At 72.5% G+C, this 18,905-nt stretch carries 16 protein-coding genes and 1 riboswitch; of the genes, 7 read left to right on the top strand and 9 right to left on the bottom strand.

What is annotated here, in order from left to right; translation table 11 throughout:
- The first annotated feature begins 198 nt into the window (after positions 1–198).
- The gene (locus tag Q8791_RS02965) at positions 199–1,203 is read left to right on the top strand and encodes a polyprenyl synthetase family protein (protein ID WP_330089983.1); all 1,005 of its coding nucleotides are present in this window, start codon (positions 199–201) and stop codon (positions 1,201–1,203) included.
- Between the two features lie 166 nt (positions 1,204–1,369).
- Here the strand turns inward: Q8791_RS02965 and Q8791_RS02960 are convergent, their stop codons facing one another.
- The 3 genes from Q8791_RS02960 to rarD all read right to left on the bottom strand — a co-directional run bounded on the left by Q8791_RS02960 (position 1,370) and on the right by rarD (position 4,901).
- Positions 1,370–2,662 (bottom strand): hypothetical protein, encoded by a 1,293-nt coding sequence (locus tag Q8791_RS02960; RefSeq protein ID WP_330089982.1) that lies wholly within the window; start codon positions 2,660–2,662, stop codon positions 1,370–1,372.
- Positions 2,663–2,869: 207 nt separating this feature from the next.
- On the bottom strand, positions 2,870–3,811 hold the full coding sequence (locus Q8791_RS02955; RefSeq protein ID WP_330089981.1) for a flagellar associated protein: 942 nt from the start codon (positions 3,809–3,811) through the stop codon (positions 2,870–2,872).
- 124 nt (positions 3,812–3,935) lie between these two features.
- Positions 3,936–4,901, bottom strand: coding sequence for an EamA family transporter RarD (rarD, locus tag Q8791_RS02950; RefSeq protein WP_330089980.1), 966 nt, complete (start codon positions 4,899–4,901; stop codon positions 3,936–3,938).
- Between the two features lie 142 nt (positions 4,902–5,043).
- Here rarD and msrA point away from each other — a divergent pair, with 142 nt between their 5' ends.
- Complete coding sequence (gene msrA / locus Q8791_RS02945; RefSeq protein WP_330089979.1) at positions 5,044–5,700, top strand: peptide-methionine (S)-S-oxide reductase MsrA; 657 nt, start codon at positions 5,044–5,046, stop codon at positions 5,698–5,700.
- A 124-nt stretch (positions 5,701–5,824) separates the two neighbouring features.
- On the opposite strand, the gene Q8791_RS02940 is transcribed toward msrA, so the two are convergent.
- From Q8791_RS02940 to Q8791_RS02925, 4 genes are all read right to left on the bottom strand, one after another.
- Complete coding sequence (locus Q8791_RS02940; RefSeq protein ID WP_330089978.1) at positions 5,825–6,331, bottom strand: DUF6924 domain-containing protein; 507 nt, start codon at positions 6,329–6,331, stop codon at positions 5,825–5,827.
- Between the two features lie 237 nt (positions 6,332–6,568).
- Positions 6,569–7,651: an MBL fold metallo-hydrolase gene (locus Q8791_RS02935; RefSeq protein ID WP_330089977.1), complete on the bottom strand. Its 1,083-nt coding sequence runs from the start codon at positions 7,649–7,651 to the stop codon at positions 6,569–6,571.
- A 77-nt stretch (positions 7,652–7,728) separates the two neighbouring features.
- On the bottom strand, positions 7,729–8,832 hold the full coding sequence (locus tag Q8791_RS02930) for an NAD(P)-dependent alcohol dehydrogenase (RefSeq protein WP_330089976.1): 1,104 nt from the start codon (positions 8,830–8,832) through the stop codon (positions 7,729–7,731).
- 519 nt (positions 8,833–9,351) lie between these two features.
- Positions 9,352–9,738, bottom strand: a complete 387-nt coding sequence (locus Q8791_RS02925; protein WP_330089975.1) for a winged helix-turn-helix transcriptional regulator — start codon at positions 9,736–9,738, stop codon at positions 9,352–9,354.
- 202 nt (positions 9,739–9,940) lie between these two features.
- On the opposite strand from Q8791_RS02925, the gene Q8791_RS02920 reads away from it, so the two are divergent.
- Positions 9,941–12,715: a helix-turn-helix transcriptional regulator gene (locus tag Q8791_RS02920; RefSeq protein ID WP_330089974.1), complete on the top strand. Its 2,775-nt coding sequence runs from the start codon at positions 9,941–9,943 to the stop codon at positions 12,713–12,715.
- A gap of 297 nt (positions 12,716–13,012) precedes the next feature.
- Here Q8791_RS02920 and Q8791_RS02915 read toward each other — a convergent pair whose 3' ends face one another.
- Entirely contained in the window at positions 13,013–14,041 is a 1,029-nt protein-coding gene (locus Q8791_RS02915) for an NAD-dependent epimerase/dehydratase family protein (protein WP_330089973.1), read from the bottom strand.
- Positions 14,042–14,173: 132 nt separating this feature from the next.
- The gene (locus Q8791_RS02910; protein ID WP_330089972.1) at positions 14,174–14,497 is read right to left on the bottom strand and encodes a putative quinol monooxygenase; all 324 of its coding nucleotides are present in this window, start codon (positions 14,495–14,497) and stop codon (positions 14,174–14,176) included.
- 103 nt (positions 14,498–14,600) lie between these two features.
- Here Q8791_RS02910 and Q8791_RS02905 point away from each other — a divergent pair, with 103 nt between their 5' ends.
- The 4 genes from Q8791_RS02905 to Q8791_RS02890 all read left to right on the top strand — a co-directional run bounded on the left by Q8791_RS02905 (position 14,601) and on the right by Q8791_RS02890 (position 18,895).
- A complete protein-coding gene (locus Q8791_RS02905) occupies positions 14,601–15,431 on the top strand; it encodes a helix-turn-helix transcriptional regulator (RefSeq protein ID WP_330089971.1) in 831 nt (276 codons plus the stop codon).
- Between the two features lie 306 nt (positions 15,432–15,737).
- Positions 15,738–15,948, top strand: a riboswitch (cobalamin riboswitch).
- Between the two features lie 60 nt (positions 15,949–16,008).
- Positions 16,009–17,067, top strand: a complete 1,059-nt coding sequence (locus Q8791_RS02900; RefSeq protein ID WP_330089970.1) for an ABC transporter substrate-binding protein — start codon at positions 16,009–16,011, stop codon at positions 17,065–17,067.
- On the top strand, positions 17,064–18,080 hold the full coding sequence (locus Q8791_RS02895) for a FecCD family ABC transporter permease (RefSeq protein WP_330089969.1): 1,017 nt from the start codon (positions 17,064–17,066) through the stop codon (positions 18,078–18,080). Before Q8791_RS02900 ends, Q8791_RS02895 begins: the two co-directional genes overlap by 4 nt.
- Positions 18,077–18,895 carry an ABC transporter ATP-binding protein gene (locus tag Q8791_RS02890; protein ID WP_330089968.1) on the top strand — a complete coding sequence of 273 codons (819 nt, stop codon included), beginning with the start codon at positions 18,077–18,079 and terminating at the stop codon, positions 18,893–18,895. Before Q8791_RS02895 ends, Q8791_RS02890 begins: the two co-directional genes overlap by 4 nt.
- Positions 18,896–18,905 lie beyond the last annotated feature (10 nt).

Below are 18,905 nucleotides of genomic sequence, written 5' to 3'. Positions count from 1 at the left end.
CGGGTCACCCACGAAACCAGGGTGATCCGGATCCGGCCGCCGTGTATCCGGGTGTGGCTTTGGCTGAGCATTCCGGGTCGGATACCGTGGCAAGTCGGATCATGTTCATGTGCTGAGCACACGGCGGCCTTCCGGCCCTCCTCCGAGGGCTTCTCCGAGAGGCCGCCGGCGTGCCCGTTCAACAGGTGGAGCTTTACGGTGAGCGGTGCTGTCCCGAGCGGGTTTCTCGCTCTGCCGAGAGTCGACCCGACCCTCGCCCGGGAGGTCCAGGACAACCTGGAGAAGGTCGAGGACCTGCTCAGGGATTCTGTGGCGTCCAGTGACCCCCTGCTGTCCGAGGCTGCCTCCCACCTGCTCGAGGCGGGCGGCAAGCGCTTCCGCGCGACCCTCGTACTCCTCGCGGCCCACTTCGGAGACCCCACGGTCCCCGACCTCATCCCCGCGGCGGCCGTCGTGGAGCTGACCCACGTCGCGACCCTCTACCACGACGACGTCATGGACGAGGCGGACATGCGGCGGGGCGAGCCCAGCGCCAACCAGCGCTGGGGCAACAGCATCGCCATCCTCACCGGCGACTACGTGTTCGCCAAGGCCTCCGAGATGCTCGCGGACCTGGGCACCGAGGCAGTCCGGCTCCAGGCGGTCACCTTCGGCCGCCTCGTCCAGGGCCAGATCCTGGAGACCTCCGGCCCCAGCGAGGGCACCGAACCGCTGGACCACTACCTGCGGGTCATCAGCGACAAGACCGCGTCGCTCATCGCGTCGTCGGCGGAGTTCGGCGGCATGTTCGGCAAGGTCGACCCCGAGACGACCGGAACCGTCACCCGGGCGTGCGACGCCCTCGGCATGGCGTTCCAGCTCTCCGACGACATCCTCGACGTCGCGAGCGAGAGCACCGACTCGGGCAAGACCCCCGGCACGGACCTGCGCGAGGGCGTGCTCACCCTGCCGATGTTCTACGCGCTCCGCTCGGACGACCCCGCCGACGCGCGGCTCAGGTCGCTCCTCGGCCGCCCGCTGGGCGAGGAGGAGGCGGAGGAGGCGCTCAAGCTGCTCCGCGTCCACCCGGCCATGGCCGAGGCCGAGGCCACCCTGCAGGGCTGGGCCGACAAGGCCCGCGACGAGCTGGCCACCCTCCCCGAGGGGCCGGCCCGGCACGCCTTCGAGGCGCTCTGCGACTACGTGGTCGAGCGCTCCGGCTGACAGGCGACCCGGCGGGCCCGCCCACCCGCGCCCGGACGACGAGAAGCCCCCGAGCCCCGGACATCCGGGGCCGGGGGCTTCCGGCTGCGCAGGACCCGGGGCCCGACGGGACGGCGCCGCCCCTGGCGGGCGGCGCCGACGGCCGCACGGTCCGGCCGGGCTGCTCCTAGCTGATGACCGGCAGCGCCTCGGAGCCGGGCAGGTCGGTGAAGGTCGGGTGCTGGGTCATGTTCGAGGGGACCTCCTGCTCCTCGGTGCCGCCCTCGATGGACACCAGGTTGCTGGTGTCGAGGTCGTTCAGCAGGTCGGTGCCCCGGCTCAGACCCGCCACGAGGTCCTCCACGGACTCGGTCTCCACACCCTCGGCGATGGTGGGCAGGCCCGTGCCCGCGGTCTGGGGTAGGGTCTCGTCCACCGGGGCGAGGCCGGTGCCGGGGAGGCGGGGCAGCTCCGCGTCCGCCAGGGGGCCGCTCACGTCCAGGGCGGTCATGCCCTCGGTGGTGGCGCCGGTGAAGACGGCGTCGGCCAGGTCGCGCAGGCCGGGGGCCGCGGGGGCGGCCTGGGGGACGGTGAGGGGGTGGTCGAGGTTGCGGTTGCCGACCATGCCCAGCACCTCCTCCTCGCCGAGGCTGACGAAGTTGTCGTCGGTCACGGGGGTGGCCTCGACGACGTCCTGGAGGCCGTCGGGGGTCTCCAGCCCGAAGACGTGGGCGAAGTCCCACACGTTCGGGATCGCGGGCGCGGCGGCGCTCTGCCGGACGGTGCCCTGGCCCAGCGGGTCGGACGTGTCCACGATCTGGTCGAGGCCGTTGACGCCCGTCAGGGCCGTCAGTCCGGAGGTGTCGGGCAGCGCGGCGGACTGGGGCAGCGGGGCGACGTCGCCCACCCGGGGCAGGTCGACCTCCTCGCGCAGCCCGTAGACGGCCTCCACGGTCCGCGGCAGCACCTCGACCGCGGTGGACTCGGCCTTGGACCCGGCTCCCCGCGCGGTGTCCTCCAGCAGCACCCCGGCCTCCTGGGCGCCCTCCTCGACGGCGGCGCCCGCGGTGTGCCCGACGGTGTCGTGGGGGTTCCCGTCCAGACCGGTGGCGTCCTGGACGCCGGACACGGTGTCGGCGAGGGCGGGGGTCGGGTTGGGGACGGTCCCGAGCGGTGTGGCGACGTCCCGGCCCTGGGGGATCATCGCGCCGAGGTCGGGGGCGGGCTTGTCCGGGTTGTGCGCGCTGTCCTGGAGCTCGGTCAGGGCGGTGTTCGCGATGGGGCCGACCCCCTCGGGGGCCAGGCTGCTGACGGTGGGGGCGACGCCCTCCACGAGGGCCCGCTCGACGGTGGGCGCGAGCTCGTGGACGGGGGAGTCGAGCCCCTCGGCACCGGCGATCCCGGCGCCGAGGGCGACGAAGCCCGCCGTCCCCGCGACGAGGAGGACGGTCCGGGCTGAGACTCGGGTGGCCTGCGTCATGGAATTCCTTCCGGAAGCTCTGATCAGTGCATTCGGGGAGGCCGTGCGCGCGGAGCGCTGGCGGCCGGAGCCGGAGGTGGACCACCGGCTGACATGAATCACGTGAACGACGGCACGGGACTCAGGTCAGCTCCCAGGAGGTGCGGCCGTGAAGCCGGGCTGGGAACGGTCCGCGCGCGGGACGGGACACCGCGCGGAGGAACCGCCCTAGTCGGGTGAGACGGTCGGGTCGCCGCTGGGGCCGCTCGGCACGGGGTGCAGTGAGCGGGAGGCCAGGAGGACCGCGATGGGAGCCGGCGCCGTGACCGGCGACGCCGTGAGGTAGCCCGCGACGGCAGGAGCCGGGGCGGAGCCGGAGGCGGACGCGGCGGAGCCGGCGGCCACCTGGTTCGCGTGGGCGGCCGGGGCGGCGACGTCGGCCTCGCCGGGGGCCTCGGCCTCCTCGGGCGCGGGGGCCGCGAGCGCGGGCCCGGCGGACTGCCCGAAGACGTACAGGGGGGCGTCCGCGCCCGAGGCGCCCTCCGCGGCGGAGGACGGGGCGTCCTCGCGTCCGCGCCGCTCCCGGCGCTCGTCGGCGGTCGCGGGGGCTCCCTCGTCGCTCCGGGCCTCGGGGGCCAGGGCGACCGGGAGACCGGCTGCGGTGTCGACGGCGGGCAGGAGGAGGTTCTGGGCGGTGTCCCGGCGGGTCCGGTCGAGGTCCGCCACGACCCGGCGGGCCCCTTCGCGGACCTCGTCCACAGGCCAACCGGCCTCGCCCAGGAGTGCTGACTCGTCGCCGCCGCGCTGTCCGAGGCCCTGTCCGACGGTGTCGAGGGTCTGGGCGACCGGCTCGGCGACCTGGCGCGGGACGACCTCGCCGAGGGAGCCGGGGCGGTCGAGCCGGAGCGTCCGGGCCTCCTTCGGCGCCTCCGCCCCGGTGCTCTCAGGGGACTCGGGTCCGGCGCCGGTCAGGGCGCCCGCCCCGGTCTCCGCGACGGCGCCGGTGAGGGTGCCGCCGAGCGCGTCCGCGTGGACGGGTGACGCGCCGAACAGCCACAGGGTGGCGAGGAACGCGGCGACGAGCAGCGGCAGACCGAGCAGGGAGGGCACCATGGCGCACGCGGCCGAGGCGACGCGCGGGGCGCGTGCCGTTCGGCTGGTGCGGGGCATACGGAACCCTCCGGGACGTGTGGCCTGGTCGGAGCCGGGGTGGGGTCCGACTCGCGACCTGACGTTAGCACAACGTCACGCAGGGTAGTTTTTGTTCTCCGAAACCCGGGAAACCGGGTTCAGGTCACTCCTCGGATTCCGGGCGGGCGCACCTCTCGGGCTCCTTCTCCTCCTCCGCGAGTGCCTGCCGGGCCCTGGCTCGCGCGCGCGAGCGGGAGCGGGCGCCGCGCAGCTGGTCGACGACGAACACGCACAGCGCCGACCAGACCAGGGCGAAGCCGATCCAGCGGGCCAGCGGCATCTCCTCGCCCTGGATCAGCCAGCCGATGAAGAACATCATGGTCGGGGCGATGTACTGGAGCATGCCGATGACGCTCAGCGGCACCTGGCGGGCGGCGACGCCGAAGAGAAGCAGGGGCAGCGCGGTCACGAACCCGCCGCCGACCAGCAGCGCCGTGTGGGCGGGCGACACCGAGAGCGTGGTCCCCGCGCCGGTGGCCTCCAGGTAGACCACGAACCCCAGCGCGGGCAGGAACATCACCAGGGTCTCGACGGTCAGGCTCTGCATCCCGTCGAGGTCGACGTACTTCTTCACCGCTCCGTACGCGGCGAACGAGGAGGCCATGAGCAGGGCGAGCCACGGCGTCACGCCGTAGCCGACGGTCATCACGACCACGGCGAGGACGCCCAGGCCGACCGCCACCCACTGGGCGGTGCGCAGGCGTTCGGAGAACAGCAGCACGCCCAGGCACACCGACATCAGGGGGTTGATGAAGTACGCCAGTGACGCCTGGAGGGTCTGCTCGACGGAGACGGAGTAGATGAACCCCCACCAGTTGAGGGAGATCAGGACCGCGGCGGCGGCGACCGGGAGGAGGCGCCGGGGGTTGCGCAGCACCGCGGGGAGCCATCCCCAGCCCCGGCGGGCGAGGAGGAGGATCACGCACATCGCCAGCAGGGCCCACACCATGCGGTGGGCCAGGATCTCGCTGGGTTCGGAGGCGGAGAGGAACGGCCAGTAGAGGGCCGCGAAGCCCCAGAGGAGGAAGGCGCCCGCCCCGAGGGCGACGCCGCGATTGTTTTCTGGCACGTGCGCAATCGTAGGACGAATTATTGGGCGTGTCTGCCCTATATCCGGCGGTTCCCGGGCGTGCCAGGTCGAGGGGGGTGGGGATGTCCACAGGTTGGACCGTGACCGTGCGCCGTTCCCGGACCGCGGATAGCCTGGAGTCATGTTCGGGAGAAAAGCGACCATGGTCGACCCAGCGCGTGCCCTGCCCGGCCGGGACACCCCGGTGCCGGTACACGCGGAGCACACCGTGCTCGGCACGCCACTCACCCCGCCCTACCCCGACGGCAGCGAGATCGCCGACGTGGCGATGGGCTGCTTCTGGGGGGCCGAGCGGACCTTCTGGCGGCTCGGCGCCGAGCGCGGCGTCATCACCACCGCCGTCGGCTACGCGGGCGGGTACACGCCCAACCCCACCTACGAGGAGGTCTGCTCCGGGCTCACCGGGCACACCGAGGTGGTGCGGGTGGTGTTCGACCCCGAGCGGATCACCTACGCCGAGGTCCTCAAGGCCTTCTGGGAGGGCCACGACCCGACCCAGGGGATGCGCCAGGGCAACGACATCGGCACCCAGTACCGTTCGGCGGTCTACTACCACGACGAGGCCCAGCGGGCCGTCGCCGAATCCACCCGCGACGCCTTCCAACCGGTGCTGACCGCCGCCGGGTACGGACCGATCACCACCGAGATCGCGCCGCTCAGGGCGTTCTACTTCGCCGAGGACTACCACCAGCAGTACCTGTCCGACGCCAAGAACCCCAACGGGTACTGCGGCATCGGCGGCACCGGCGCCAGCTGCCCGATCGGCGTCGTGGGCTAGCCGCCCGGGACCGGCCCGGCCGCAGGAGCGCGGCCGGGCGTGGTCCCGGTGCGCCGGAGCCGCCCGACGGCGGACGGCCCCCCGGTCCCTCCGACGGGTCGTCGGCGCCGGACGGGCGCCCGCATCAGTCGTCCTCGCCGCAGGAGCGGTAGACTCCGTCCGGGGCCTCGTGCGCGGCGGAGGAGAAATCCTGGAAGCCCGTGTTGGCTCCCTCCACGTTGGCATGGATCGCGTGGATCTCGCGGGGAAGGGTCCGGAAGGCGGGTCCGTGCTCGACCGTTTCCTCATACTCCTCGTCATCAAGGGCGTCCTCCCTGGTCAGAGTCGTGACGGCGAGAAGGGGAAAGAGGGCGGAGCTCATGGTGGTGCTGTCGGCGATGAACACCACCGCAGGGGGTTCCCACCCCTTCCGCCACGCGGCGAGCACAGCCGGAACGGTCTCGCTGTCAGCACCGCCCAGCAGGGGTACGTCGACGACGGTGTAGGACCTTTCAGGATCGGCGTCGTCCACAGCGGACAGTTTCACTTCGGTGACGACCCGCGTCCATGCGGCCTCGTCGGTGAAGTCGGTCCTGAAGATCACGGCCGAGAACTCGTCGTATTCGGGCAGTCGTGGCTGTGCCGGAATCATCACTGCTCCACAGGGGGTGCCACGGGGGCGTCGGAACTGTCTGCTGGAAGAAGGTAGCGGCCGGAACCGACACCCTGAGCTGCGGCCGCCGGCTCCCTCCACCCACCCCCGCCGCCGGTGGGCCCCCGGGAACCCCGGATGAGGACGGGCGCCGTCGGCCCGCACCGGCAGGGGGTGTGCGGTGCGGCCGGCCCGTAGGGATCCGCCCGCACCGCACACCTGTCACACACGGCCACGTCAGGTCTGGAAGGGCGGGGGATTGGTCCCGCGCATGCGGTAGTCGGGGCGGGGCCGTTCCAACCGGATCGACTCCAGCACCGTGTAGGCGTGGTATTTGGTCTGGGTGGTGGCGCCCGCCAGGCGCTCCCACCACAGCTGTCCGTTGCCGGTCCGCTTCTCCAGTACGTGCCGGGTGGCGTAGTTCCCCATGGAGTTGATCCAGTTCTCCGTGCCGACGAAGACCCTGTCCTGGCCGGCGCCGGCCAGAATGTCGACCAGCGCGTCGGAGCCGCTGAACCGCTCGACCGCCGCGGTGGCCCCTTCGAGCACGTCAGCGAAGTACTCGACGCACAGCTCGACCTGCTCACGGGTGCCGTAGTGCATGTGGTGCCCGCCGACGAAGAAGTCGAAGTCGTACTCGAGGATCTGGGAGTGCGCCTCGTACCAGCCGGAGATGTTCTGCGAGGCGTCGCAGTGCATGAACGTCACGGAGCCCGGGCTCAGGATGTCCACAGCGGTGAGCACCTTCTGCCGGGGGGCGTAGACGAAGATGTTCCCCGGGCAGTGGTTCTCGCCCTTGTAGGACAGGTGCAGCTCCACGCCGCCCACGTCGAGGACGTGCTCGTTCTCGAACGTGCGCGTCGGCACCGGGCGCTTGGGGTCGGGGAACCGCTCCAGGAGTTCCTTGGTGATGCGGTGGGCGACGATCTCGACGTCGGGGCCGAACACGGAGGCGGCGCCGATGTGGTCGGCGTGCCAGTGGCTGTAGACCACGTGGGTCACCGGTTGGTCGGTGACCTCCTCGATCGCCGCCAGCATGTTCTCGCCCAGCGTCGGCGGTGCGTCGATGGCGACCACGCCCTCGCCGGTCACCACGAACGCGGCGTCGTAACCGGCGCTGGTGACCCAGTAGAAGCCGTCGCGCAGTTCCTCCACGTGGTAGCCGTACTTCTGGAAGCGCTCACTCTGCAGATACGAGGGGTAGTAACCCTCGGGGTCGGAGGGGTCGTCCTCCCCGACCCGGGGGAAACCGTAGTGGTCGATGCCGTAGAAGTCCGGGGTGCTGTCGACGGTGATGGTTCTCTGGCCGCTGGGGCACATTGGTGAAATACCCTTCCTTGCTCTTCGCTCTCGTGGAACATGCGGTCCTCAGCGCGGCGCACGACTGTACGGCCGCGCTATTCCGGTGACGTGAACCGCAGGACCGCCTTGGTGATCCGACCCGAGCCCGCGTCGTCGAACGCGGTGTTGATGTCGGTGAAGTCGTAGAAGGACAGCAGCCGGTCGATCGGGAACCGGCCCGCTCGGTAGAGTTCGGCGAGTTCGTTGATCAGCAGCGGCGAGACGGCGTCGCCCTGGATGATGCCTTGCAGCGACTGGCCCGCCGCGAGGCGGCCCGCGTCGACCACCGCGCCCGCGCCCTCGTGGAACGCCACGAAGCCGAACCGCCCCATGGGCGCCAACGCGCCGACACCCGCGTTGAGGTTCTCCGCCCGGCCGCTCGTGTCCAGGACGTACTCCATGCCGCGCTCCTCGATCGCGCGGAGCGCGGCTGCCAGGTCCCCGACCAGCCCGGGGTCGACGGTGTGGGTCGCTCCCAGTTCGCGCGCGAGTGCGAGCCGGTCGGCGTCGACGTCGACGGCCACGATGACGGCCGCACCCGCGACGCGCGCCGCCATGACCGCCGCCAGGCCCACGGCGCCCACGCCGAACACGGCGAGAGACGCGCCCACCGGAACGGCGAGGGCTTTGAGCACGGCCCCGGCGCCCGTTTGCAGACCGCAGCCCAGCGGGGCCATGACCTCGAGGGGCAGGTCGGCGGGCACCTTGATGGTGTTGCGCTGGTGGGTGAGGGCGTAGGTGGAGAAGGAGGACTGCCCGAAGAAGTGTCCGCGGGGTTCGGGACCGGTCCCGGGACCACCGACGGTGTGCAGCCCGTTCGACCCGTCCAGGCGGGCACCCGCGAAGTTCGCCGCCCAGACGTCGTCGCAGTAGGCCGCGTGCCCGGAGACGCACGGCTTGCACCGTCCACACGAGTGGAAGGACAGCACGACGTGATCACCGGGTGCGACGGAGGTGACGGCGCTTCCCGTGCGTTCGACGACCCCCGCGCCCTCGTGCCCCAACACCACCGGCAGCGGTGTCGCCATCCGCTGGGCCCGCACGTGGGCGTCGGTCGCGCATATTCCGGTCGCGACCATGCGGACCAGGACCTCGTCGGGCCGGGGTTCCTCGACCTCGATGTCGCGGAACTCGAACGGCCCGTCCTGCTTCTCGATCACGGCGGCCAGCGCGCATGTGGTCGTACGGCGTCGCCCTGTCACAAGGCCCCGCCGACGCCGAAGCGACCGAGGACAGTATTCATCGACGACTCCCGGAATCGGTGTGGTGCGGGCCGAAAGACCCTCGAGCGGGACTGAACCTACGGCAGCCGTTCGGGTCTGCGAATCGGTCGCCGTATCGGTCACGGCCTGCGCGTTGCGGGACACGCCTGTGCGGTCCGGCACTGACCGAGGCCGGTTACGAGGCGGTGGTGGCGGCACCGGGGCACGTCGCGGCGGTCCGCGAGTATCTGACCGACGGTCTCGGGACGCGGGAGCTCGCGGCGCTGCACCGTATCGGCACCGCGGTCGAGGCCGCCGTCGAACACGGGCGATCCGAGAGCGGCTCAGCGGCAGTGGTTCCCGAGGGGGAGCGACATCCCGGGCGGACGGTCCCCTACCGGCGCACGGGTGACTCCGCCACCCGGTCCCGGGCGGCCGGGGCGCGCGGGCTCATCGGCCGTTATCGGTCGCGATCCGTCACTCCCGGTCGTTCTCGATGCTCCACTCGACGAGCGGGTGCAGGACGCGCATCAGCCCGGCACCGCGTTCGGTGGGCCGGTACAGGATCTGCACCGGGGTGGTCGGCATGACCGTCCGGTCGATCAGCCCGTGGGTCTGCAGTTCCCGCAGGCGCTGGGACAGCAGCTGGTTCGAGATGCCGGGAACGTACGCGCGGTACTCGACGAACCTGCGGGCGCCCCGCACGGACGCCAGCAGCACCGAGGCGGTCCACTTCCTGCCCACGATCTCGACCGAGCGCTGGAAGCTGCGGCACACCTCGTCGTCGATGTACGCGAAGTCGTCGCCCGCACCACTGCGGGCGGAGGGAGCCGCGGACGTGTCGGTCGGTCGGGATCCGGTCATGCGGGCAGGGTACTGGACAGGGTCATCTTTCCTGACCGAGTCATGTCTGTTTTGTTGTTGAAGGGGGTCGTTGGGCAGTCTTGGGCCATGAACACGCATCCCATCCGCCGGGAGTCACCGTGAACCGGGGACACTCGCCGGGGCACGGACCGAACCGGCTCACCGGTGCCGCTCCCCAGCCACTCACCGCCGAACGAGCGCCATGAACCCGCCGCCTTTCGACACGCACACAGCCGAAGCCGTGGTCCTCCCGGTAGTGGCGGAGCCGATCGGCCGCGAGGAGGAGACCGCGGCCCTCGACGGGCTTCTCTCGGGGGCACGCGGCGGGAGGGGCGGCGCCCTCGCGCTGTGGGGCGAACCGGGCATCGGCAAGTCCACTCTGCTGTGCTACGCCCACGACCGGGCCGCGGACTTCGTCCGGCTCAGCCACCGGGCCACCCGGTCGGAGTCGGACCTGCCCTTCGCCGGGTTGCACGGGCTGCTGCGACCGGTGGCCGCGCAGATGGAGTCGCTGCCGACGGCCGGGGGCGTGGCATTGCGTACGGCGCTCGAAGCGGGTGCGGTGTCGGCGAACCCGCTCCCGGTGGGGGCGGCCGTGCTGTCGCTGCTCTGCGCGATCGCCGCGGAGCGGCCCGTCCTCGTCTCGCTGGATGACGCGCAGTGGCTCGACGGAGCCAGCGCTCGGTGCCTGGGAATCCTCGCCCGGCGTGTGGCGGCGCATCCCATGGTGGTGCTGGTGGCCGATCACGGCGACCCGGCCGCCCGGCCGTGGGAGGGCATCCCCGACGTGCGGGTCGAGGGCCTCGCCGAGCAGAGCGCGCGGCGCCTTCACGCGACCGCGGCCCCGCTCGCCGATGAGGCCGTGGTGCGGGCGGCGGTCGAGGAAGCGGGGGGCAACCCCCTGGCGCTGCTGGAGTCGGTCGGGGCCGACTGGGGCCCCGACGAGGCCGAACCCCTCCCCGGCCGGCTTCGGCCGCCCATCGGGCCGCGGCTGTGTCGCGCCTTCCGTGCCGCGATCGAGGCCCTGAGCCCCCCGGCGCGGTTGCTCACCGTACTCGTGGCGGCCGAGGACCACGGTGACCTGCTCGTGGTGCGGCGGGCCGGCCGCGCTTCCGGTGTCGACGACACCGCCTGGGACGAGGCGGCGGACGCGGGCCTGCTGCGCGTGAGGGGCGACCGAGTGGGGTTTCGCCACCCCGTCGTGCGCAGAGCCGTCTACGAATGCTGTGGTGCCGCGGCGAGGCGGCGGGCGCACCAGGCCCTGGCCGCCGCGCTGCCGGACGAGGCGGAGGAGCACGCCTGGCACCTCGCCTCCGCGGCACACGACCACGACGAGGACGTCGCCGGACTGCTCGAACGGACCGCGGCCCACTGCCGGCTCCGCGGTGCCATGACGGCGGAGGCACGGGCGCTGCGGCGGGCCGCCGAACTCTCACCCGCGCCGATCGACGCCTCCCGACGGCTCGCCGGAGCCGCACGGGCCGCCTGGGACGCCGGGTGGGCGACCACCGCGGAGCGCCTGCTCGACGATGCGGAGCGGTTGGCCCCGGGTACCCACATCGCCCGCTGCAGCCTGGGCCTGCGGGGCGTCATCGAGTCGTCTCGAGGCGCCCCCGAGCTGGCCCACCACTACCTGACCACCGACATGGAGCTGGTCGAGGATCCGGGTACGGCGCTGGAGCTGGGCACCACGGCCATGCGCGCCGGCTGGGCGGCCGGACGCAGCGATCTGGCGGCCAGGGCGCTGGAGTCGCTGCTGGAACTCGACGTCGAGGAGCAGGCCGGGCTGTCCGTCCTCCTGGCCTGGTGGAGCGACGACCCGGCCGCCGACACCGCGCCGGTCGACTCGACGGGTTTCGCCGACGCCCTCGCCCGTGCGCGGAGGACGCCGCTGCGGTTGCTTCCGCCTGCTCCTCTCGCGGTGGTCTGGGGCATCGACACGGCGATGGGGGAGGCGTTGCGCCGCCGAGCGCCGCACCTGCGGCGGCGATTCGAACCGGCCCGGCTCGCCGACGTCCTGGCCAATACCGCGACGATGGACGGCTTCGCCGGCCGCTGGGCGGAGTCGGAGTCCGCGGCCGCGGAAGGGTTGCGGCTGGCGGAGGACGTGGGCGCCGACCAGATCGCCGCCCACTGCCGCAACTGCCTGGGCTGGCTCGCCGCCGTGCGCGGTGACGAGCACCGGGCCGCCGAGGCTGCCGACCGCGTGCTGCGGACCGCGCTCCCGCGGGGAAGCCGTGCGGTGAGCGCGGCGTCCTACTGGATCACCGGCATGACGAGCCTGTTCCAGGAGCGTCCCGAGGAAGCGCTGGACACCCTGCTGCACCTGGCCGACCCCGGACACGGTGCGATGCACCCGACCTTCGCGCTGCTGGCCGCGCTCGACACCGCCGAGGCCGCTGTGCACGTGGGACGGCTCGACGTGGCAGAGGAACGGGTGCGGCGGTTGCACGCCTGGGCGCGGCGCACCGGAGCGCCGTGGGCGTGCTCCGCCGCGTACGCCGCCGAGGCGCTGTTGGGCGGACCCCGCGCCGAGGACGCCTTCCAAGCCGCACTCGACGTGCCCGGCACACGATCACAACCGCTCCTGCACGCCCGCGCCCGGCTGTTCTACGGCGAGTGGTTGCGGCGGGGCCGCCGACGGACCGACGCACGTGTCCACCTCGAGAGCGCCCTGGAGGTGTTCGACCGCCTGGGGGCCGAGCCCCTGAGCCGGCGCGCGCGGCGTGAACGGGACCTCACAGGTCCCCCCGGCCGCCGGGGGAGCCCCGACGCCGGAAAAGACGTCCGACTCACCGCCCAGGAGCACAGGATCGCCCGGCTGGCCGCTCAGCAGATGACGAACCGCGAGATCGCCGCGAAGCTGCGGATCAGTCACCGCACCGTGGGCCACCACCTCGGCAACGTGTTCGCCAAGCTGGGTATCACCACGCGCTCCGAGCTGGGGCGCACCCACGGCGGCCCGGAGCCGGGTTGAGCCGCGCCGGTGTGCGGGGCGTCGCGGTCGGGCGGTGCGGCGCCCGCTGCCCTGGGGAGGCGTTGGGCGCGGACGGAGGGCCGTGAACCGGGACTGCCCCTGGTCGTGACCGGTAGGTCGCAGCGGTGCGACCCGGTCGAGTCGAGGCCGTGGGTCGACCAGCAGAAGGAGAGCCGAAAAGCAGAGGTCTCCGGTTTCTGCGAACCGACCCCCGGGAGTCGGAACTGCATTTCTCAGTCCGACTCCCGGGGGTCGGTTCATTTCCGCCGGGGCCGTTTCTCGGGAGCGGGGCGGCGGCTACCGCGCGGATGTGCGCAGATCATCCAGCCCGGCGGAGAAGGTCACGCTCGGCTGGTAGCCCAGGTCGGCGCGGGCCCTGGCGATGTCGTAGCTGCGGTCGCGCCCCATGATGGCCACCAGCCAGTTGTGCAGCGGCGGCGGGGTGGGGCGGCGCAGCAGTCGCCATGCCCGGTCGAGGACCCCGGCGACGGGCGAGGCGACGGCGAGCGGGACACTGCGCGCGCGGCTGACATCGGCGCCCATGGCCGCCAGGGCCGGGGCGAAGAACTCCCGGACCCGCATCGGAGCGCCGTCGGTGATGTAGTAGACGCCGCGGTCGCGGCCGCGGCTCAGCGCGGCTGTCGTCGCAGTCGCGAGGTTGTCGACGTGGACGAGGTCCATGACGTGGCGTCCGCCGTCGATCCAGGCGAACCGGCCGGCGGCGGCCGAGGTCGCAGCGTCGCGCAGCGTCGCCATTCCCGGGCCCCAGATGAACGGTGGGCGCAGCGTCACCAGCGTCATCCCCGGGGTGGCGGTGTCCGCCAGAGCCCGCTCGGTCGCGAGCTTGACCCGGCCGTACGCGATGATCGGCCGACCGGTCGGCGTCGCCTCGGAGACCACCACAGGCTTGCTGCGCCGGTCGGTCGACACGGCGGCGGCGCTGATGAGCACGAATCGCCTGACGCCGGCGGAGGCCGCGGCGGTGAACAGGGAGACGGTCGGCCAGTGGTTGTCCCGCTCGAATCCGGCGTCCGGCCCCCAGAACTCCATGCGGGCAGCCGAGTGGATCACCGCCTCACACCGGTCCAGGACGGTCAGCCAGGTCGGGGCCGGTCGCGGCGTCCCCGTGGGCGTGGCGCCGGGGCGGTCATCCGGTCCGCGCAGGTCGGTGAGATCGCCGAGGACGGGCGTCGCCCCGGCTCGCTCCACTCGCCGCGCGGCCTCAGGACTGCGGGCCAGTGCCCACACCGTATGGCCGTCGGCGATCAGACGGGTGATGAAGTGCTGTCCGACGAAACCGCTGCCGCCGGTGAGAAATATGTCCATGCCAGTTCCCATTGCCGTCAATGGCTGTGTCGTGAGTCGATCTGCTGTGCGCTGCGGGTGCGGGGAATCGCACCGGTGGCGAATGGGCGCGAGACGACCGGCGGGCGTTCTCGGCCCGGCGGTCGGCGCGCCTCAATCCGCCGGACGGAACGGCCGCAGGAAGCGGACGCCATCGTCGGCCGATCCGTCCAGCAGCTCCAGGAGCCGGGGCGCCAGTGCCTGCCGCCGGGGGGCCCTCAGGTGGCCTTCGAACGCCTCGTGCGTGTCCCAGCGCTCAAGAACGATGAAGGTGCCCGGTCGGCCCTCCACCTCATGTGGCTCGTAGTCGATGTTGCCCGGGTCATTGCGTGAGGCGGTGACGGTACCGGCGATGAACGCCTTCAGTTCGGCTTCCTTGCCGGGCTTCGCTCGAACTTCCAGGAGCACGGTGACATAGCGGTCAGGTGTGTTGTCCATGAGCTCGATGGTGGGCCCGCGGCAGGTCCTGAGGAAGCCACAGGTCTTCCTGGTACAGCTGGTACCACGCCACGACAGCCGAGTGCGGGGGAGGATGGCGCCCATGAACGAACTCGGTGTCGCGTTGAGGGCTTGGCGGGATCGGCTCGACCCCGGCGTCGTCGGGCTGCCCCACCATGTCCCCCGCCGGGTCGCCGGACTGCGGCGGGGCGAACTGGCGCAGCTGGCCGGAATCTCTGTCGAGTATGTCGTCCGGCTGGAACAGGGCCGGGCCTCGACGCCGTCGGCGCAAGTCTGCTCGGCCCTCGCCCGCGCACTGCGGCTGTCCGACGATGAGCAGGCCCATCTCCTGCGCCTGGCCGGCCACGCCGCAGACCCGGACCGTATTCCGCGACTCGTCCCCGCCAGCGTGCATCGGATCGTGGAGCGGCTCGCCGACAGCCCGGTGGCGGTGTGCGACGCCGCCTGGCAGTTGCTGCACTGGAACCCGCTGTTCGCGGCGACCTTCGGCGACCCCACGAGGCATGGCGACGATGAGCGCAACGCCCTGATCTCCCAGTTCGAGATCCGGGAGACCCGCATCCGGCAGACCCCTGTGGAGCGTGCCGCGTTCGAGGAGTCACTGGTCGCCGACCTGCGCGCGACGACGAGCCGGTACGCGAAGGACCCCGACATCAGGGCGTTGGTCTCAAGGCTCAACCGCAGTCACCGGTTCCGTGAACTCTGGGAGCTCCGGTCGGTGGGCGACCACCAGGGCGCTCACAAGATCGTCGCGCATCCGGAAGTGGGGGACATCGCCTTCGACTCCGATGTGCTCACCACCCAGGGCACGAACCTCCGCCTCGTGGTGGACACCCCACGCGACGCGGACGCCAGGAACAAACTCGATCTCCTGTCCGCCATCGGCATCCAGGAAATGAGCTCGAAAAGCTGACTCGCGATCCCTGTGAGGCACGGGGGTGCGAAGTCGGATCGCAGAGCGTTCTCCCATTTCACGGCATTCTCAACAGTGCGAGTGGGTGAGTGGGGTGCGGCCCGCACCGAGCCGGCCGGCCCGGCCCATGCGCCACGGCGTTCCGGCACGTCGCGCGCGGCCGACCGGTGCGGAACCGCGCGAGCGCTCGCCCGCCATCGGCGGCGGAAGGGGGGCTCGCGGGAGAGGTGCGCGGTGGTCCGCGGCGGCCGTGCCGGGGCCGCGCATGCCCCCCTCCCGCCCGCCCGGGAGGGCGCGCGAGGCCCTTGGTACCCTTCCGGGGCCAGTCGTACCACGTAGGTGGTCAGGGAATCCGGTGCGAATCCGGAGCTGACGCGCAGCGGTGTGGGGGACGGGCGGGGTACACGAGCCACTGGGACACGCGCGCGGACGGAAACGCCCGCGAGGCACCGACCTGGGAAGGCACTCCGTCCGGAGGAACCCGAGTCCGAAGACCTGCTGGCCCCTCCGCGTCGAGTGCGCGGAGGCGCATCCATGCCAGGCTCCGCGTTCGAGTCCCGACACCCGAGGCATCCCCATGTCGCGCCACGCGCTCCCGTCCTCCGCCCTCCCCTCCCTCGCCCTCCTGCTCGTCCCCCTCCTCGCCCTCACCGCCTGCGGACGGCCGGGCGACCCGGGCGGCGACGGCACCGAAGCGGCCGCGGGGTCCGGATACCCCCGCACCATCGACAACTGCGGCCACGAGGTCACCCTCGACGCGCCTCCCCAGAGGGCGGTCTCCCTCAACCAGGGCACCACCGAGATCCTCCTCTCCCTGGGACTGGAGGACCGGGTGGTCGGCACCGCCACCTGGACCGACCCGATCATGGAGGGGCTGGAGGAGGCCGAGGCGGACATCCCGCGGCTGGCCGAGAACAGCCCCTCCTTCGAGCGGGTCCTGGAAGCCGAACCCGACTTCGTGACCGCCTCCTTCGTCTCCACACTCGGCGCCGGCGGCGTCGCCACCCGTGAACAGTTCGAGGAGCTGGGCGTGCCCGCGTACACCTCCCCGACCGACTGCGCCACCGGCAAGGACAACGAGGGCGGCGGGGACGGCTCCCGGAGCGAGCCGCTCACACTGGAGGCCGTCTACGGCGAGATCCACGACCTGGCCGAGGCCTTCGGGGTCGAGGAGCGCGGGGAGGAACTGGTCGACGGGCTCCGGCTCCGGGTGGACGCCGCGACCGAGGACCTGGAGGTCGAGGACGTCTCCCTCATGTACTGGTTCGCCAACGCGCAGTCGCCCTACCTCGCGGGCTGCTGCGGCGCCCCCGGCGCCATCACCAGCGCCGTCGGTGCGCAGAACGCCTTCGACGACACCCACAGCGAGTGGCCCCAGATCAACTGGGAGACCGTCGCGGACCGCGATCCCGACGTCATCGTGCTCGGCGACCTGACCCGCGACTCCCAGACGGCGGAGACCGCGGCGGCCAAGATCGAGTTCCTGGAGGACAATCCGGCCACCCGCAACCTCACCGCCGTGCGCGAGGAGCGGTACGTCCTGCTCAGCGGCCAGGCGATGAACCCCTCGATCCGCACGGTCGAGGGCATCGAGCTGGTCGCCGACGGCCTGCGCGAGCTCGGGTACGTCCGTTGAGCGGTGCGCGTCCGGCGCTCCTCATCACCTCCGGCCTGCTGCTCCTCGGACTGTCGGTCTCGGTCGCCGTCACCATCGGGCCCGCCGACATCACCCCGGCCGAGGTCTGGAGGTCGGCCGCCGCCCGGTTCGGGTGGGGCGTGAGCCCTCTGACGCCGTTGCGCGAGGGCATCGTGTGGAACCTGCGCATGCCCCGCACCCTGCTCGCCGCGGTCTGCGGGGCCGGCCTGGCCGTGTGCGGCGCGGTGATGCAGTCCCTGCTCCGCAACCCGCTGGCGGACCCCTTCGTGCTCGGGGTCTCCTCCGGCGCCTCCACCGGGGCGGTCGTCGTGACCGTGCTCGGCTGGGGCGTCGGAGCGGTCTCGCTCCCGGCGGGGGCCTTCGCGGGCGCGCTGCTCTCCTTCGGCATGGTGATGCTGCTCAGCCACAGCCTCGGCGGGAGCATGGACCGCGTCGTTCTGTCCGGGGTCGCGGCCATGCAGCTGTTCTCGGCACTGACCTCGTTCATCGTGCTGACCTCGGCGAACGCCGACACCACGCGAGCGGTGCTGTTCTGGCTGCTGGGCTCCCTCAGCGGCGCCGGATGGACCGATGTGCTCCTGTGCACCGCGGTGCTGTGCCTCGTGCTCGCCGTCTGCCTCGCCAACACCACCACCCTGGACGCCTTCGCCTTCGGCGAGGAGGCCGCGGCGAACCTGGGCGTCCAGGTGGGCCGGACCCGCGTACTGATGCTGAGCGTCACCGCGCTGCTCACCGCGGTGCTGGTCAGCTCCGCGGGCGCGATCGGCTTCGTGGGGCTGGTCCTGCCGCACGCCGCACGGGCCCTCACCGGTTCCTCCCACGCCCGGCTGCTGCCGGTCACCGCCCTGGCGGGGGCGGTCTTCCTGGTGTGGGTGGACACGGTCGCCCGGACCGCGCTGGACCCGCAGGAGATCCCGGTGGGGGTGGTCACCTCCCTCATCGGGGTGCCCGCCTTCGTCGCCGTGCTGTACCGCGTGAGGAGGAAGACGTGAACGACTCCGTCCGGGCCCCGGTGGAGGGGCTGCGCGCCGACCGGGTCAGCCTCGGGCTCGGCGGCCGGCTCGTGGTCGACGGTGTCACCCTCGCGCCCCGGCCGGGGGAGACCGTCGGCCTGCTCGGCCCCAACGGGTCGGGCAAGTCCACCCTGCTGAGGCTGCTCGCCGGGGTGCTCGGACCCTCCGCCGGCGTGGTCACCCTGGACGGACGGCCGCTGAACCGGGTCGGCCGCCGGGCCGTGGCACGGCGCGTGGCCACCGTCCAGCAGCAGGCGCACACCCAGACCGAGTTGACGGTCCGCGAGGTGGTGGCCCTGGGACGCATCCCGCACCGCCGGCCCTGGACGCCCATGGCCCCGGCCGACCTGGAGGCCGTCGCGCGGGCGCTCGAACGCACCGGGCTGGCGGACCGGGCCGAACAATCCTGGCACACCCTGTCCGGCGGCGAGCGCCAGCGCGCCCAGATCGCCCGGGCCCTGGCCCAGGAACCCGGGGAGCTCCTGCTCGACGAACCCACCAACCACCTCGACATCCAGTACCAGCTCGACCTGCTGGAGCTGGTCACGGGCCTGCCGGTGACCACTGTGATCGCCCTGCACGACCTCAACCTGGCGGCAATGTACTGCGACCGCCTGATCGTCCTCCAGGGAGGCCGGGCGGTCGCCGAGGGGACGCCCTCCCGGGTCCTGACCTCCGCCCTCATCGCCGAGGTGTACGGGGTCCCGGCGGAGGTCACCCCGGGGACCGACGGCCCCGTGGTCCGCTTCCTGCGCCGGGGCGCCGTCCCCGAGGAGGGGGCCCGCCGCTCCTGACGTCCCCGCC

Source organism: Nocardiopsis codii (genome assembly GCF_036327455.1).
In the GTDB taxonomy this organism is placed as follows: Bacteria; Actinomycetota; Actinomycetes; order Streptosporangiales; family Streptosporangiaceae; genus Nocardiopsis; species Nocardiopsis codii.
This window is presented reverse-complemented; position numbering and strand designations above follow the sequence as displayed.